The organism is Sphingobacterium sp. Ag1, from assembly GCF_000988325.1.
Taxonomy (GTDB): domain Bacteria; phylum Bacteroidota; class Bacteroidia; order Sphingobacteriales; family Sphingobacteriaceae; genus Sphingobacterium.
In genome coordinates, this window is record NZ_LBGU01000035.1 from 157780 (window position 1) to 172424 (window position 14645).

At 40.1% G+C, this 14645-nt stretch carries 11 protein-coding genes and 1 tRNA gene; 8 read left to right on the plus strand and 4 right to left on the minus strand.

Annotated elements, in window-relative coordinates:
* Positions 1 to 3: 3 nt before the first annotated feature.
* The gene (locus tag AAW12_RS10630) at positions 4 to 1038 is read right to left on the minus strand and encodes a quinone-dependent dihydroorotate dehydrogenase (protein WP_046673617.1); all 1035 of its coding nucleotides are present in this window, start codon (positions 1036 to 1038) and stop codon (positions 4 to 6) included.
* 60 nt (positions 1039 to 1098) lie between these two features.
* Between AAW12_RS10630 and AAW12_RS10635 the strand changes: the two genes are divergently transcribed.
* From AAW12_RS10635 to AAW12_RS10645, 3 genes are all read left to right on the plus strand, one after another.
* On the plus strand, positions 1099 to 3018 hold the full coding sequence (locus AAW12_RS10635; protein WP_046673592.1) for an ABC-F family ATP-binding cassette domain-containing protein: 1920 nt from the start codon (positions 1099 to 1101) through the stop codon (positions 3016 to 3018).
* Between the two features lie 134 nt (positions 3019 to 3152).
* Positions 3153 to 3225, plus strand: a tRNA-Lys gene (locus AAW12_RS10640).
* Positions 3226 to 4299: 1074 nt separating this feature from the next.
* Positions 4300 to 5412: an acyltransferase family protein gene (locus AAW12_RS10645; RefSeq protein WP_046673593.1), complete on the plus strand. Its 1113-nt coding sequence runs from the start codon at positions 4300 to 4302 to the stop codon at positions 5410 to 5412.
* Positions 5413 to 5421: 9 nt separating this feature from the next.
* On the opposite strand, the gene AAW12_RS10650 is transcribed toward AAW12_RS10645, so the two are convergent.
* Complete coding sequence (locus tag AAW12_RS10650; protein ID WP_046673618.1) at positions 5422 to 5922, minus strand: SRPBCC family protein; 501 nt, start codon at positions 5920 to 5922, stop codon at positions 5422 to 5424.
* A 310-nt stretch (positions 5923 to 6232) separates the two neighbouring features.
* Here AAW12_RS10650 and AAW12_RS10655 point away from each other — a divergent pair, with 310 nt between their 5' ends.
* Both AAW12_RS10655 and AAW12_RS10660 read left to right on the plus strand, forming a co-directional pair.
* Entirely contained in the window at positions 6233 to 7813 is a 1581-nt protein-coding gene (locus AAW12_RS10655) for a discoidin domain-containing protein (RefSeq protein WP_084823136.1), read from the plus strand.
* Between the two features lie 193 nt (positions 7814 to 8006).
* The gene (locus tag AAW12_RS10660; protein ID WP_046673594.1) at positions 8007 to 8528 is read left to right on the plus strand and encodes a DinB family protein; all 522 of its coding nucleotides are present in this window, start codon (positions 8007 to 8009) and stop codon (positions 8526 to 8528) included.
* A 50-nt stretch (positions 8529 to 8578) separates the two neighbouring features.
* Here AAW12_RS10660 and AAW12_RS10665 read toward each other — a convergent pair whose 3' ends face one another.
* Complete coding sequence (locus tag AAW12_RS10665; RefSeq protein ID WP_046673620.1) at positions 8579 to 9034, minus strand: GNAT family N-acetyltransferase; 456 nt, start codon at positions 9032 to 9034, stop codon at positions 8579 to 8581.
* A gap of 218 nt (positions 9035 to 9252) precedes the next feature.
* Here AAW12_RS10665 and AAW12_RS10670 point away from each other — a divergent pair, with 218 nt between their 5' ends.
* The 3 genes from AAW12_RS10670 to AAW12_RS10680 all read left to right on the plus strand — a co-directional run bounded on the left by AAW12_RS10670 (position 9253) and on the right by AAW12_RS10680 (position 14055).
* Positions 9253 to 10347: a PAS domain-containing sensor histidine kinase gene (locus tag AAW12_RS10670; RefSeq protein ID WP_046673595.1), complete on the plus strand. Its 1095-nt coding sequence runs from the start codon at positions 9253 to 9255 to the stop codon at positions 10345 to 10347.
* A 142-nt stretch (positions 10348 to 10489) separates the two neighbouring features.
* Positions 10490 to 11803 carry a sensor histidine kinase gene (locus AAW12_RS10675; RefSeq protein ID WP_046673596.1) on the plus strand — a complete coding sequence of 438 codons (1314 nt, stop codon included), beginning with the start codon at positions 10490 to 10492 and terminating at the stop codon, positions 11801 to 11803.
* Between the two features lie 131 nt (positions 11804 to 11934).
* A complete protein-coding gene (locus AAW12_RS10680) occupies positions 11935 to 14055 on the plus strand; it encodes an ATP-binding protein (protein WP_046673597.1) in 2121 nt (706 codons plus the stop codon).
* A 101-nt stretch (positions 14056 to 14156) separates the two neighbouring features.
* On the opposite strand, the gene AAW12_RS10685 is transcribed toward AAW12_RS10680, so the two are convergent.
* Positions 14157 to 14486 carry a YegP family protein gene (locus AAW12_RS10685; protein WP_046673598.1) on the minus strand — a complete coding sequence of 110 codons (330 nt, stop codon included), beginning with the start codon at positions 14484 to 14486 and terminating at the stop codon, positions 14157 to 14159.
* Between the last annotated feature and the right edge of the window lie 159 nt (positions 14487 to 14645).

Genomic DNA, 14645 nt, shown 5'->3' on the forward strand with positions numbered 1-14645 from the left:
TCCTTATCTTCCTGTCTGCAGGATACCTTTACAAATTTTTGCAATCAAGCCTGGGCCTTCGTATATAAAACCGGTATAAACTTGAATGAGACTGGCTCCAGCATCTAACTTCTCAATGGCATCTTTCGCCGAATGAATACCCCCTACACCGATGATGGGAAATGCCCTGTTGGACTTTTCACTTAAGTAGCGAATCACTTCCGTTGAACGCTTTGTCAAAGGGCGTCCACTTACCCCACCCGCTTCATTGATCAGCTCCTGTTGGCTCTGTAAGCCTTCTCTTGAAATCGTCGTATTTGTTGCGATAACACCTGCAATTTGAGTTTCCAAAACGATCTCGACGATATCATCCAATTGACTATCCGTCAAATCGGGCGCTATTTTAAGCAAGATAGGCTTCGGAGCCGATTTTGCGATATTGAGGCTTTGTAAAGTATTCAATATATGTTTTAAAGGCTCCTTTTCCTGTAAATCCCGTAAGCCCGGTGTATTCGGAGAGCTCACATTAACAACAAAATAATCCACGTAGTCAAACAATGCATTGAAGCAATAAATGTAGTCGTTGACAGCTTCTTCATTGGGTGTCACCTTATTCTTACCAATGTTCCCCCCTATTAACAATCCTTTTCGATCCTTTAGATTTTTCAACCTTGTGGCGGCAACATCTGCCCCCTGATTATTAAATCCCATTCTATTGATCAACGCTTCATCGGGAACAAGGCGGAACATCCTGGGTTTATCGTTGCCCGGTTGCGGCTTAGGAGTTACCGTTCCAATTTCGATAAAACCAAATCCCAAATTAGTCATATCTGCAATATATTCCGCATTTTTATCAAAGCCAGCAGCAAGACCCACCGGATTTTTAAATTTCAATCCAAAGACTTCGCGTTCCAAACGTGGATCTTCCACGGTAAAAAAAGCATTCAATAATTGTTTGGCGCCCCAAATTTTTGAGAAAACATTCAATCCACCGGTCACTTTATGGTGAGCCGTCTCCGGATTCATTGTAAAGAATATAGGTTTGACTAATTTATACATAATCGCAAAGTTACTCAAAGAAGAAGAAATATTCATTACTTTTGTACTTTTGCAGTTGAAATGATATCAATAAATAATTTAACATTTGAAATAGGATCTCGCGCTTTATATGACGAAGCAAACTGGCATATCAAACCAGGAGATAAAGTTGGCTTGATCGGTGCCAATGGCACAGGTAAATCGACTTTACTTCGCCTTATTGTCGGTCAATATACGCCCACATCAGGAACGATTTCCATGGCGAAGGACCTTAAGATTGGTTATTTAAACCAGGACTTATTGTCGTACCATTCTGACAAAAGCATTTTGCATGTTGCCATGGAAGCTTTTGAGCGCCAAAATCAATTACATGCCGAAATCGAGGACTTACTCCACAAATTAGAAACAGATTATTCGGATGACATCCTGAATAAGCTAAGCGATAAACAAGTAGAATTTGAGGCTTTAGATGGTTATAACATCGAATTTAAGGCCCATGAAATCCTTGCCGGTTTAGGTTTTTCTGAAGAAGAACAGAAAAGACCATTGGCCACTTTCTCCGGAGGATGGCGTATGCGGGTTATGCTTGCCCGTATCCTATTGCAAACTCCAGACATTCTGTTACTGGATGAGCCAACCAACCACATGGACTTACCTTCCATCAAATGGCTGGAGAATTATCTTCAAGCATTCGACGGTGCCATTGTGATTGTTTCCCACGATCGATACTTCCTTGACCGCATCATTAAGAAAACGGTAGAATCACGCAAAGGAAAATTAACGCTTTATGCAGGTAATTACAGTTTTTATCTTGAAGAGAAAGAACTACGGAATGAATTGCAAGCCAATCAGTTCAAAAACCAGCAAGCCAAGATAAAACAGGAAGAACGTCTTATTGAGCGTTTCCGCGCTAAGGCCTCTAAAGCCAAAATGGCGCAGTCGCGCATCAAGGCATTGGATCGCTTGGAGAGAATTGACGATGTGGACGATGACAATCCTACGGTCAACTTCAGCTTTAAATTTTCAAAAGCTTCGGGGCGCCACGTCGTGACATTGGAAAATATTTCTAAGTCCTATCCTAATCTGGAGATCTTAAAAAATACTTCAGCAATTATAGAAAAAGGGGATAAAATTGCCCTGATTGGTGCCAATGGTAAAGGTAAATCTACCCTCTTACGTATCGTAGCCAATGCAGATCATGAGTTTGAAGGAAAAGCTGAACAAGGGCACAACGTTTCGCAGACATTTTTTGCGCAACATCAGCTAGAGGCTCTACACCTGGAAAATTCCATACTTGCCGAGTTACAAGCTTTTGCGCCGAAGCATACAGAGACTGAATTGCGCTCCATCCTTGGGTGTTTTCTATTCACCGGTGATGACGCTTTCAAAAAAATCAAAGTACTTTCCGGAGGTGAAAAATCACGGGTAGCCCTTGCAAAAGCATTAACCGCGGACGCAAACTTCCTGGCGCTTGATGAGCCTACCAACCACTTGGATATGCAGTCTGTCAACATTCTGATCCAGGCTTTACAGCAATACGAAGGTACATTTATCGTTGTCTCCCACGATCGTTATTTTTTGGACAATGTAGCAAACAAAATTTGGTACATTGAAGACAAACAGATCAAGGAGTACCCAGGTACTTACCAGGAGTATGAAGAATGGGCTGCAAAACGCGTTGTGAAGACGGAGGTAAAAACGGAGAAAAAAGTTAAGGAAGAACCCAAAGTAAAGAAAGAAAAGCAACCGCTTACGGAAGATAAAACACGTTTGTTGAGTAAAAAAAATAAGGAGCTAACGTCTTTCGAACAAAAAATTGAGGAGCAGGAAATTTTAGTTAAAAATTTAGAATCAAAGCTTGCCGACGAAGCAGTGTATTCGGATGCGACTAAGTTACAGGAAACTACACGCTCTTACAACTCAGCGAAGGCATTATTGACGCAATTTCAGGAGAGTTGGGAGCAGCTGGCGGAAGAAATCATGGAATTGGAAAATGGTTAATTTTTTTGGCTTAAAATCAGCTTATTAAACCTCAAAGCGTGATTTTAAGCCAAAATTATTTGCAGGAACAGGATTAAAGCCCTACTTTTGCATCACTTCAAACAAGGAACGACAGTTCAAAAACAAAGAAGTAAGATTCCGTAGCTCAGCTGGTAGAGCAATACACTTTTAATGTATGGGTCCTGGGTTCGAATCCCAGCGGGATCACTGAGAAAAGCTAATCGCAAGATTAGCTTTTCTTTTTTAAGCGTATTACCTTAGATTTTCAAAGACACATAATTATCAATGTGGAATTTGTTTATCAGGTTATTCTACTTCGATTTAATGATGTCATTTATTTTCACGCAATGACTTTAATCCTTTAATTCCGTTCAAAATACCTCCTTTAATCATATTTCCATATCCAACAGCCGATAATTCTAAATGTATATGGATTAGTTTTAAAAATGTAAGTAGTCAACGTTAAAACATTCCAGTTTTAGATGCTTTGAAATAGGTCAAAAGATCATTTCGCTTTATCTCTATACCTAAATGAACTATTACCGCGAAACAGTTTTTTTTGTCACAGAAGTGTAGTTCCTTTTCCTTTTTTTTGTTTGATCTTTAATTGCAGTAAATGAGGATCAAAGAGTGATCAGATTCTAATTTAGTACAGTGCTTGTTCAGTGCTTGTTCAGTGCTTACTCAGTGGGAACTGAACAAATACTGACTAATCACTGTCTAAAAAATGATTGAAAACTGTTATTACCTCCAAATTGGTATTAGAATGCATCAGTTTTAATGCCTCCTTAGCTATTTATTATCAGCCAAGTGTGGCAGCCATCAAAAAGGGATCAAGCTAACCATATTAATAACGCTGCTGTCTACCTGGGCGTTTAGCAATTTAGCCCCATATTTACATGAACGAGCAGAATAAGTGCTGGACCTTGATCGATGACATCCTTGACATTGCATGTAGTAATAAACAACGTGGTTTAATTGCGTATAGCGATTAAAGAAAACCTTTGTGAATCGGACAGCAAGATATAAAAATTTGGAGTATTGAATCCCGCGATGCTTCATCGACAAGAAAATAAGCTGGCTAGCTGTATAGACCAGTAACAAGAATAGTGAATCCGTATAAACGAATCTGCGTAACAGCAAAATGAGACTAACCATCGGGATTTTGATACAATATGACCAAAATCAAATGTGTTATTTCACTATTTTCACCCATTCATTCGATAACATGTATAAACAATTAGCAAGTCCATCGACATCTTCGAAATACAATCAGAAGCCATGAATAATAAAAACCTTTCTACAAAACCACACTATCCCATTTTAGACGGACTACGAGGATTGGCGGCGATTATCGTTGTCACCTTTCATCTCACCGAGCCATTGGCAACAGGTCACCTCGATATCTTGGTAAACCATGGCTATTTGGCAGTTGACTTTTTCTTTCTTTTATCTGGCTTTGTAGTCGGTTATGCTTATGATGATCGCTGGCGTACAATGTCGATTGGCACTTTCTTTAAACGCCGTATTGAACGCCTTCAGCCCATGGTTATACTGGGTATGACTCTTGGCGCGATAGGCTTCTACTTTACAGATTCCACCATCTGGCCACTTATTCATACCGTCCCGATTTGGAAAATGCTTCTCGTAATGCTCATCGGTTATACGATTCTCCCCGTCCCCCTCTCTTTGGATATTCGTGGTTGGCAGGAAATGCACCCGCTCAATAGTGTTGGCTGGTCATTGTTTTTTGAATATATTGCCAATATTCTCTATGCTATCGGTATTCGTAAATTATCCAAAACAGCCTTAAGCATTTTGGTCATTATCGCAGCTGTGGCGCTCGCGCATTTGGCGATTACAAGTCCCAATGGTGATGTTAGTGGTGGCTGGACGTTAAATGTTGAGCAAGTGCGGATAGGAATCACCCGCACCATGTATCCCTTTTTTGCGGGCCTTTTGCTATCCAGAATAACCAATCCCAGCCGTATCCGACATGCATTTTTATACTGCAGTATTTTAATCGCCATTGTGTTGTATATGCCTCGTATAGGCGGAGCAGATCAGCTTTGGTTGAACGGGATATATGAGTCTGTATGCATTATCATTGTATTTCCCTTGATTGTTTACTTGGGAACAAGTAACATATCAAGTAGCAGAATAGAAAATAAGCTCTGCAAGTTTTTGGGTGACATCTCCTACCCGCTATACCTCGTACACTATCCTTTGGTCTATTTTTATGTTGCCTGGATCAGCAATAACAAGGATGTGACGCTAGTGACAGCCTTGCCTTATGCCCTATTGATTTTGCTGACGAGTATTGCACTGGCCTATGTCAGCTTGAAATGGTATGACGAACCTGTCCGTACATGGCTCAGAAAGAAATTGGACTAATCATTGTTTCTATAGCTCTGCTTTGAGCTTTTGCAAGAGATGGGGTAACTTTTTGTGCAACTGCTTTTTCCAGCCCATTTCCATAATAAAACTGATCAAAACCAGCTTAATGCCTTTATAACCGGACTGTTTCACTTTCAAAAGAGTCCCACTACAGGTTGGTTCTAATGAAAAGCTCAACACTGTATCCAATTTTGTGAAGATTCCTTTCGTTAGTTTATCTGCCTTATCCGAATGAATTCCGGCACAGGCCAATGCTTTCTCACCAGTAGCTTCACCCCGGTAGCTATACGCAAGATATTGCTTGGGTATTGCCGAAATAATTTCGCAATGCGTAATACCATCCCAGCCCTTCTGGGCTTTCATCCTAAACGTAAAATAATGTCCTGTCTCGGCTTCGATGTCGTTTGGCATAAACCAAGCCCCAAGCAGGTCTGCTTCCGTCAATGCACGCCACACCAGATCTTGGTCATAGGGCAAAAATACTGTCAATTTAATTGTTCTCTCCATTTTTTGCATAGCTAAAACTGCTGGCCCAACAGTAATATCAGTTTTTTGATTTTTTCCATACGATTTAATTATTCATGCAATCAAATGTAATAAGACCACGATGAAAGCCAAGTACACCATCGGTTAAAGATCGTCCATTTCCTATTAATTCTTAATGATTTCCTACCCAAACGAATTAAAATGTTACAAAACAATTTCCAAAGCTGATTAATCAATCGATTGACTAAACTAATTATGATAAAAGTTTATTTTTTTTACACACCATAAAAGATACCTTATTTATATTTATTGATACACAATATAAACCATTATGAGAAAACTTTTAAATTTAATGCTTGCAACCCTCGCACTAGGGGTTGCATCCTGCAACAAGACCTTGGTTAACACCGAAGAAAGTGTAGGAAATCTAAAGGCAAACGCAGCAACAACTTCGGTAACCAATGAATGGAGCAGTAATCCCTATAAGCTGAATGTCATCTATTTTGTTCCAAATGATGTTGACTCCATTCCCAATTTCAGAAAGCGTCTTAGCAAGATCCTCTTAGATGCCCAAAATATGTTTGCAAATAATATGGATCGCGAAGGCTTTGGTAGAAAATCTTTCGGATTGGATCTACTCAATGACAGTTTGATTAATATCCATTACATCACCGGAAAATACGGCAAAGCTACTTATCCATATTCGGGGGGTAGCGGAGCAGTGAAGGCAGAAGTGGACAGCTATTTTAACCAAAATCCGTCAGGAAAAAAAAGCGAGCACAATCTAATCATTATTCCAACATATAATACAGATCCAGCTAATCCCGGAGGTCCGCCGTTCTATGGTACAGGCACCAGCTGCTACGCCTTAGATTATGTAAATCTGGACGCTAAAAACTTAGGAATAGGCGGCGATATTGGATGGAAAGCAACTGTGTGGATCGGTGGAATGATCCACGAACTGGGCCACGGATTAAATGCCAGTCACAATAGGATGAACAAAACATTAGCACCAACTTTAGGTACGGCTTTAATGGGTTCAGGCAATTCAACCTATGGAATCTCCACAACCTCATTGACCAGTACCACAGCAGCAACATTTAACAATAGCCAAGTATTTAGCACTGTGGTAAGAAGTGACTGGTATGCATCCGCTTCTGCAGAAATTACATCCTTGTCATCAAGCTTTGTGAACAATAAGATTATCATTTCCGGGAAATTTACGACAACAAAACCGGTCAATGACATTGTTGTCTGGCATGATAGAGAGCCTTTTGGCGTAAACAACGATTATGATGCCGTACAATGGGCCACAAAAATAATTGGCCAGGATAGCTTTCGATTCGAGTGTCCATTAGCTGATTTTTATGATCTGACAGGGAATTACGAAATGAGAATAGGGTTTCTCCATGCCAATGGAAGCCGTACAACCTTAGGGTACGCTTATAACTTCGTTAACAATGTACCCGATCTATCCAAGGTTGTTACCTATAAACTTTTACCGACAACAGGTTGGTCAATTGTCGCTAGCGATAGTAACGAGCCTGGATCACCGGCGAGCAATGTATTGGATATGAATAGAAGTACAGTGTGGCATACGCCCTGGTCGTCCACTCAAACTCCGCAGCCTCACTTCTTCTCCATCAATATGGGGGCATTACGCACCGTGAAAGGAGTTGCTTTCCGTAACCGCGACAATTTAAATGGAGCGATGAAAGATGTCAATATTTACTCAAGTACAAATGGTGTAAGCTGGACATTAATCAAAACGACGCAGCTGAGCAAAGTTGCTGGTTCCTGGATCAATGTCGATCTGAATGCCTCCGTTAACACCCAATACCTTAAAATAGAATCGACAAGTTCCTGGGGTGATTTCTTCTATTCTCATCTTGCAGATTTTGGTGCATATTAGTTTTTAAACCAATAGAATAGGCGGCCGGTATAACAAACAATACCGGCCTTTTTTGTTTTGATCACCATGAATAAGTGAGTTTCATAAGTGTGGTTAGCAAATAATTTTATATTTTTAGTACGGCGTGCAGGCTTTGACTTATCAATAAGCGAGAATAAACGACCGAAGTAAACACTTACCAAAAAAAAATAGGATGAATCGACAAGAACTGATCAAAACTTTTTCTGACAACCATCATACGGTTATTGCCTATATCCAGGCATTACCTGATCCCCTTTTTTTATACCGTAATCATGAAAAATGGACAGCTGGTCAGCAGCTAAAACATATCCTCTTAACGCTTCTACCCTTTCCAAAGATACTGCAATCAAAAGAGTTCATCGTCCAAAAATTCGGCACCCTACAACGTACATCTTGGGACTACGATACAGTACTTAACAATTATCTCAAAACAAGCCTACAGGCGCCAGGTCAATTTTTGCCTGATGAAATCCTGCCTGCACAAAAAGAAGGCCTTATAACGCAATTAGAAGAAGTAATAACCACAATTAATCAATTATTCGCACTGTACAATGAAGAGGAGCTCGATAGCCTGGTCTTACCCCACCCTTTGCTCGGAAAACTCAGTATACGTGAAATGTTTTACCTGATGAGCTATCATCCCCTACACCACCTGAATCAAATTAAGGAAAACTTGGCGTCATTAAACCACTAAGTAGCAACCTATTTTTCAACATGTCGCCTGACCAGCATTCAGTCATTTGTCTATTCTCTTGTATGGACCATATCATATAAATCAAAGCCTTCAGCCCAATAATCTTTATGGATTTCCCGTAGTACAAAACCATTTTTCTTATAAAATCCAAACGTAAATTGAGAGGTGCCGACTTCGATCTTTTCAACCTGATGATGGGCGTAAAGAAAGTCAATACGATGATGCAGTAGGGTTTTTCCAAAACCAAATCCATGATATTTTGGATTTAAAAAACTCCAGCTCAAATATCCTGTGCGTTCATCATCGGAAAAACCTACACCACCGCCACCAATAATTTGTCCGTTAACCAGTGCAACAAAATAGGTTTCCATTTCCTGATCCAGATATTCCCTGAAATCGGCAACCTCGCTCTGCGCAAAATACTTCGGTATATTCAGATGAAGAATATCGATCAGCTTATTGGTGTCCTCAACATCATATTTCCTAATTTCCAAATACTTATCCATAATTGGCATGATTACAAATCCCTGTCTATTTTTAACTTACATCTCCTGTGAAGTTTATTAAATATAAGAATAATTCAGTGGGTTTTTATTGCGCAATTTCGAACCCCACTGACTGATCGTATTTTTCCCAAAAAACATAAAAAACATCGCTATTGGCTTGATTTTTGACTACCTTTACGATCGCTCTGTGGTAAGCAGATGATCATTAAATACCCAATATGCAAAAACCTCAAAAGGATTTTCCGATTTTTTTTGAAGCATTAAATCAGATGCCGATTGCAACGGCCATTTATAATAATTCGAATCTCAATATCGCATTCGCCAATTCACGTATGCTAAATATGTGGCGTACAGAGAACGAGATCGTTGGACATTCCTTTGGAGAGGTTTTTCCGGTTTTTACCGAGGAAGGATTTACAGATATACTTCGTAATGTCTGGGAAAGCGGCGTTACCTACAAGGCAGTTGAAACTCCCGCAACGATAGTTGACGGTGATTTCAAAATCAAACGTTATTTTGATTTTGAGTATAAGCCCCTTTTTGATAAACGCGGACGAACCTACTCCATCCTCCACACCGCCACCGATGTCACGCATAAGATACACCATGAGATATCTTTAGATCAAGAAAATATAGCGATCAATCCCGCAACCAACCTGCGCATGGTATCCTATACGCTATCACATGATGCAAAAAATCCCTTGGCACTTGCTAAATTGGGTATAGGTGTTCTAAAAGAACATTTGGATATGCAGTCCAATAGGCGGCTCGAATTGTATGAGGTCATCGATCAATCACTTGAAAACATGGCTGATATTATCGACAAAACGGTAGAACTGAGCCTTGCTCCAATGAATAAGCTAAGGAAACAACCTGTCCGTTTAGACCTTACATTGCCCAATTGGTGCCGAGAAGCGAAATTATTATACCGTAGCCCACATACAGAACTTATCTTTGGCGACCTATTTTCGGTAAACAGTGATCAAAATGGAACCTATCAAATCTTTACAAACTTGATCAACAATGCCATTAAATACTCTTCGGCCAATACGAAAGCAGCGCTGCATATTTATAGTGAAAAAGTAACGAACGGTGTGTTATATATTATTAAAGATAATGGTATCGGTATTCCGCAGCATGAACTCGAGAATATTCGCATGGAAAGGCTCCGTGGCTCAAATTCAGCGGATTACGAAGGAAAGGGTATCGGATTGTTTATCGTTCAGGAAATTCTGGAAAGACTGAACGTACAGATGACCATCTTTAGTCAGGAAAACCAAGGGACCGAAATTCGTTTGTTTTTTCCAAATTAATAGCGTGACGTAGCCTTTTATCTTCCTTTCAGGACAGATTTTGCCAATCTTATCCTGCTATTCAAGAAAAATCATTGTTGGACTCCTGATTTATGGCTAATTTTGAACCTTTAGAAATTGTAAGCAAATCAGACACGTCTCTATGAATCACTTTCGTAAATATTGGAAACTACTTTCCCATATTGGTGCACATCCGGGCATGTCATACATCGATTTCAAACGCGTATATATGATCAATCTGATTGCATTGTTATGTTTGTTTCCGACAATTTTCTTCTCAATCCTCAATCTTATCGACCACCGTTATATTTTAGCAGCGATTAACTTCTGCAATTCAATATGTGCGCTTACGGTCCTTCTACTTCAATATTATGAGAAGCATACTATTGCTAAGGCAACACTGTTAACGAGTAATGCTGTGTTTTTCTTCGCTGGGGCATTACTTTATAAAAATGGTGGCGAATACTTTTTGTTGTGCACATTGATTGTCTCCATGTTGATGTATGATAATCGAAAGATCCATATAGCCCTCTGTATTACGGTAGCTTTTTTAATTTCACTCTTATATCTACTTCCCGATATACTCCCCTTGAGCCAGCAAGTGCCTCGATCTAGATCGGTTTTTAATATTATCAATGCACTTGCTTTTATGGTCGTTGCGGTCAATTTCTTTCTTGACATCATCTATAAAAACATAAAAAAGATTGAGCAGCAACGCCGCAATTTAGAATCCATGAATCGGGACAAAGAAAAAATCTTTTCTATTATCGCGCACGACATCAAAAGTCCTTTTGCCAACCTGGAAGCACTGGTCTTTATGTTTCGTAATCAGATGCTCGACAGCACAAACTCCCAGGAATACATCCAGCAGATCTTTCAACAAATTACGCAGCAAAATCAGGCGTTGGATGATTTATTGCAATGGGGCAGCAGCAGTATGCAGGGGATGAATACCAAGGCATCCCCCCAATTGATCAAACCCATGATACAACAAATTGTTGAAGTTTTTAATGAGAACACACAATCTAAACAACTAAAAATCAATATTGATATACCTAACAGCACACAGATAATTGCCAATCGGGATCATACCATCATTATTTTACGCAACTTGATCAGTAATGCGATCAAATTCAGCTATGTGAACGGGAATATCAACATCTACACCAGTATGGATGAAACCTATACACATATTCATATCCAAGATGAAGGAATAGGAATTAACCCCTCGAAGTCCGCCGCACTTTTTAATGAGATCCAGCAAAAGTCTTTCGGAACGGAAGACGAACCCGGATCGGGTGTAGGTCTTGTTTTATGTAAGGATCTTATTGAGCGAAACAAAGGTGTAGTGAACATCCAAAGCACACCCAATAAGGGATCCGTTTTTACGGTCGGGTTGCCATCCTGCCCCAGCAATAAGCAACAGAGCAAGGTTCAAGTACCCACATGCTGTTAACTCAACTATAGGTTTAGAAATTTTTTGGTGATTTCATGGAATCGTTGAATTGCTGATGAACAGAAAAAAAAATTGCATCTCCGCTTTTGTAATTAAAACGATATCTTTATAAAAAGAATTACACGGTCACTATGATAGAGAATACGTTTGGAATGGATATAATGCCTGAAAATGAACATGACCGACTGAATGCTCTCAGACGCTATAAAATAACGGGAACGCCTTCTGAAGCCAGCTTTGATGGAATTGCAAAATTAGCCAGCCAGATCTTTAATGCCCCTATTGCATTGCTATCATTGGTCGATGCAGAATCTGTTTATTTCAAAGCAAATATTGGCATGGGTGCCACAAAGGAAACAAATCGGGGGCAAAGCCTGTGTAGTCTGGCTATTCTGGACAAGAAAGTAACGGTCTTTGAAGATACACTGAAAGAAGATATGCTACTGACCAATCCAAATGTAATTGGTGACTTTGGCCTACGGTTTTACGCAGGTGCACCGCTTATTACACATGATGGCTTTATGATCGGTTCACTGTGCGTTATCGACAAACATCCGCGCGCTTTTACCGCAGCTGATCGCCAGATATTAGCCGGTCTTGCGCGGACAGCGATGGATCAAATCGAGCTTCGAAGTTCTTCCCTGGATAAAATTGATGAGCTTGAGGGCGTCAATATTACCATGGCAACCATGCAACAACGACTGCTCGAGCTTAATGATGAAATGGAGCTTGCCAATGATGAACTTTATCGCACCAATAGCCAGCTCAACAAATCCTATGATTTGACAGTGCTACTCAATAAAAATCTCAAAAAAAGTGAACGTCGATTCAGATCCTTTATAGATAAAGCCCCGATAGGCTTTGCGATTTTAACAGGCCGTGAGTTAGTTATTGAAGTTGCCAACGATAGGATGCTCAAGCTCTGGCGCAAAACCGAAATTGTCCTCGGCAAACCGCTTGCACAAGCGCTTCCAGAACTACAGGGACAGCCTTATTTAGGGATATTGGACGATGTCTTTACTACCGGCCAAAACTACATTGGAGATACTGCCTACGCAAGACTTGAGTCTATGGGGGTATTGGGCGATCATTATTTTGATTTCACTTATGAGCCGTTAAAAAATGATGAAGGTGAAACGGAGTCTATTATTGTTATCGCCAATGAAGTTACCGAGCGTATCAAAAGAAACGAACACCTTGAAGCTCTCAACTATCAGTTGGAAATTGCGTTAAAAGCTGGTGAACTCGGCTCCTACAATCGCGATATCAGAACAGGAAAAATGGACTGTTCCGAAACCTGTAAACTCAATTTTGGTCTCACCAAAAACGACCGCTTTGACTATGAAGACCTCATGCGAAGCATCGTCCCTGAACACCGCGAAATGGTCTATCAAAAAGTGCAGGATGCTATCCAGAACAAAACCACTTATCACGCCGAATATCTCATCCGTTGGCCTGACGGATCGTTACACTGGATCAATGCGTCGGGTCTTCCCAAATACGATCCAGAAGGCCATGCAACTCACCTCATCGGCGTAGTGGCAGATATTACAAAACGGAAAAATTATGAATCACAAAAAGATGACTTCCTGGGCATTGCCAGCCATGAACTAAAGACGCCCGTCACAGGCTTAAAGGGAACGATTCAATTGCTGGAACGATTTAAGGACAAAACTGGAAGTGACATCATTTCAAGGCTTATTGATCAGTCTGCTGTCAATATCAAAAAAATCGTTACACTTGTTGATGACCTGCTCAATATGCACCGAATCAGTGAAGGACAGCTTCATCTCGAAAAAACAACCTTCAAAGCATCAAAGATTCTTGCCTCCAGTTGTCACAATATCATATCCCAAGGCAACCATCAAGTTAATATTACGGGCGATCTCGATGCAACTATATTTGCTGACGAGCAACGCCTTGAACAAGTGCTTGTTAATTTTGTCAACAATGCCGTTAAATATGCACCAGAATCGAGAGAAATCAATATCTCTGTGGAACAGCTGCAAGATTGTATCAAGATAGCCGTCAAGGATCAAGGTGAAGGTATTGATCCGGCAGTACAGCCTTTTATTTTTGATCGATATTATAGAGCAAACCATGAAGGCAAATCGTACTCGGGGCTCGGGCTCGGACTCTATATCTCCGCTGAAATTATCAAAAAACACGCGGGTCTGATAGGAGTTGACAGTACGGTAGGCTTGGGCAGCAGTTTTTGGTTTTCAATTCCACGTCCACCAGCGGAAAGATAAACGCAAAAGAGCCGGTTTTATACCGGCTCTTTGCTATCAACTCCTATGCGCTTCTATTTACAGACTGTCTACCTGCAGCAGATCGACATTTCAATATAGACTTAGGCTATCTCCTCGACTGTCGCTTCAGGCGCATTCTTCTTGACAGATTCAATACCATTTTCCATACCACTAGCGCTTTCATACATCTCGCTGCTTCCGATAATTTGACCATTGGACGCCTTGAGATTGAAGTAGTACTTACCGTTTGTAGAAGTTTTACGATCAAATTTGTTATCGTCCTGAGCATTCTTTTTAACAGATTCAACGCCATTTAAACAGTTTGCTTTAGTTGTATAACCTTCACTGCTTAAAATCACCTGTCCGTTTCCAGCTTTTAGATTAAACTGAAATTCGCCATTTTTCCGTGTTTTTACTTCAAATTTACCCATTTTCTCAATTAATTAAATAAATATGTGGTTATTGGAATGAAATCCATACTACAATATAATACTTTTCCATGTTTTTATTGTAAAACAACGATTAATTTTTTATCCGCAATAACGTACATGTTTCTATCTGTCTATCTATCTGTCTGTCTGTCTGTCTGT

Excerpts from the sequence above, each read along its gene's own strand:
- AAW12_RS10630 (WP_046673617.1), bottom strand. The coding sequence starts at position 1,038 with ATGTATAAATTAGTCAAACCTATATTCTTTACAATGAATCCGGAGACG.
- AAW12_RS10635 (WP_046673592.1), top strand. The coding sequence starts at position 1,099 with ATGATATCAATAAATAATTTAACATTTGAAATAGGATCTCGCGCTTTA.
- AAW12_RS10645 (WP_046673593.1), top strand. The coding sequence starts at position 4,300 with ATGAATAATAAAAACCTTTCTACAAAACCACACTATCCCATTTTAGAC.
- AAW12_RS10650 (WP_046673618.1), bottom strand. The coding sequence starts at position 5,922 with ATGGAGAGAACAATTAAATTGACAGTATTTTTGCCCTATGACCAAGAT.
- AAW12_RS10655 (WP_084823136.1), top strand. The coding sequence starts at position 6,233 with ATGAGAAAACTTTTAAATTTAATGCTTGCAACCCTCGCACTAGGGGTT.
- AAW12_RS10660 (WP_046673594.1), top strand. The coding sequence starts at position 8,007 with ATGAATCGACAAGAACTGATCAAAACTTTTTCTGACAACCATCATACG.
- AAW12_RS10665 (WP_046673620.1), bottom strand. The coding sequence starts at position 9,034 with ATGGATAAGTATTTGGAAATTAGGAAATATGATGTTGAGGACACCAAT.
- AAW12_RS10670 (WP_046673595.1), top strand. The coding sequence starts at position 9,253 with ATGCAAAAACCTCAAAAGGATTTTCCGATTTTTTTTGAAGCATTAAAT.
- AAW12_RS10675 (WP_046673596.1), top strand. The coding sequence starts at position 10,490 with ATGAATCACTTTCGTAAATATTGGAAACTACTTTCCCATATTGGTGCA.
- AAW12_RS10680 (WP_046673597.1), top strand. The coding sequence starts at position 11,935 with ATGATAGAGAATACGTTTGGAATGGATATAATGCCTGAAAATGAACAT.
- AAW12_RS10685 (WP_046673598.1), bottom strand. The coding sequence starts at position 14,486 with ATGGGTAAATTTGAAGTAAAAACACGGAAAAATGGCGAATTTCAGTTT.